A 1,367-nucleotide genomic window follows, 5' to 3' on the forward strand; every position below is an offset into this window, starting at 1 on the left:
GCTTGCCAGTCGGCGCGGCCTTCCACGTCATGGCGGGGTCGAACCAGATCGTCAGAGAGCCGCGGCGCTTGAGCGCTTGGTTATAGGCGGGCCAGTTCCTGGTCTTGTAGATCGGGGGTGTCGGTCTGCTCATGCAGTCAAGCTACCACGCTGGATTCACGAGATGAATCCCTCACGCGATTTGTGCAACAGAGCCGGTCCAGCCCGTCCGCGAGGGATTCCTTGACGTGCATATCCACGCAGAACGCGCATCCGTTGATTTGCGAGGCGCGTAGCTTGACCAAGTGCAGCAAGCGGCTGCCGAGACCGGATTTCTTCACTGCACCATCCAACTGCGCAACGGCGCGGTAGAGTTCGGGGGCGAGTTGCGCGATGTTGAGTCTGGGCTGCATGGCAGTTCCTTCAGATGGTGGTTGGCGTCAAATCGTAGATATAATATATCCATGATTGACGGATGCAAACCCTCTTGGACTGCGAGGGTAGGAGAAACCGATGAGGCGATTGAGCGATGGGGTCGAGGCTGCGTTGCACTGCGCGTTGGTGCTTGCCGGTCTGCCGGAAGGAAAGGTTCTTCCCGGCAAGAGTCTGGCTGAACTTCACGGTGTCTCGGAAACCTACCTGCTCAAGCACCTTCGCGCCCTCACCGCCGCCGGAGTGATCGAGGCTTTGCCGGGACCGCGTGGCGGTTATCGGTTGGCACGCGCACCGGCGAGCATCACCTTGCTCGACATTGTGGAAGCCATTGACGGTCGTGAACCCGCCTTCCTTTGTCGTGAGATCCGGCGTCGTGGCCCCGGAAAAACCAAAGACCCCTGCGCCTACAAAATGGACTGCTTCATCAAATCTCGTATGCTTGCAGCGGAAGCCGCTTGGCGGGACGCTCTCCGCGTTCAAACGCTCGACGATCTGGTGCGGGACGGGGATGCGTTGATTGACGAACGCAACAAGGAAGCCGTCTCCGCTTTCGTGCAAAACTCGCAGCGTTAGACCCTCCCGCCTCCACTCTCTCCGACGCCTCGTCCATCGCCGATGTGCGGGCGATGACGCGCCTATGCCTTTGCCGTGAATCCGGGAGAAAATTGGGTGATTTGCGGTTATGGTGCCGGTCGAAACCCAGCAAAGCCAAGGCTTTGCGAGAAATCACGGCACCAAGGGGGTCAAAAATGGGGTGCCGCTCGCGCACCACCTAAACAGTGTGCAGACAACGATAATTTCCTGAGCATAGGCGACGTAGGGTCAGGACCCATTGATCTTGCGGTTGGGGCGTGATTCAGGCTCCGTGAGGAGACTGATCGATGAGCAACCTTTTCTGGCTGACGGAGGCGCAGATGGCACGTCTGGAACCGTTCTTTCCCAAGAGCCATGGC

General features: G+C 59.0%; 2 protein-coding genes and 1 pseudogene. 1 reads left to right on the forward strand and 2 read right to left on the reverse strand.

Annotation, left to right across the window (positions count from 1 at the left end; all coding sequences use genetic code 11):
- Together RGD00_RS23290 and RGD00_RS23295 are read right to left on the reverse strand one after the other, a co-directional pair.
- A pseudogene (locus RGD00_RS23290) lies at positions 1–133 on the reverse strand (IS5/IS1182 family transposase); the annotation flags it as partial.
- A 4-nt stretch (positions 134–137) separates the two neighbouring features.
- Complete coding sequence (locus tag RGD00_RS23295) at positions 138–392, reverse strand: carboxymuconolactone decarboxylase family protein (RefSeq protein ID WP_310459615.1); 255 nt, start codon at positions 390–392, stop codon at positions 138–140.
- 100 nt (positions 393–492) lie between these two features.
- On the opposite strand from RGD00_RS23295, the gene RGD00_RS23300 reads away from it, so the two are divergent.
- Positions 493–987: an Rrf2 family transcriptional regulator gene (locus RGD00_RS23300; RefSeq protein ID WP_310459616.1), complete on the forward strand. Its 495-nt coding sequence runs from the start codon at positions 493–495 to the stop codon at positions 985–987.
- Positions 988–1,367 lie beyond the last annotated feature (380 nt).

It is taken from the genome of Ruixingdingia sedimenti (assembly GCF_031432425.1).
Taxonomy (GTDB): domain Bacteria; phylum Pseudomonadota; class Alphaproteobacteria; order Rhodobacterales; family Rhodobacteraceae; genus Ruixingdingia; species Ruixingdingia sedimenti.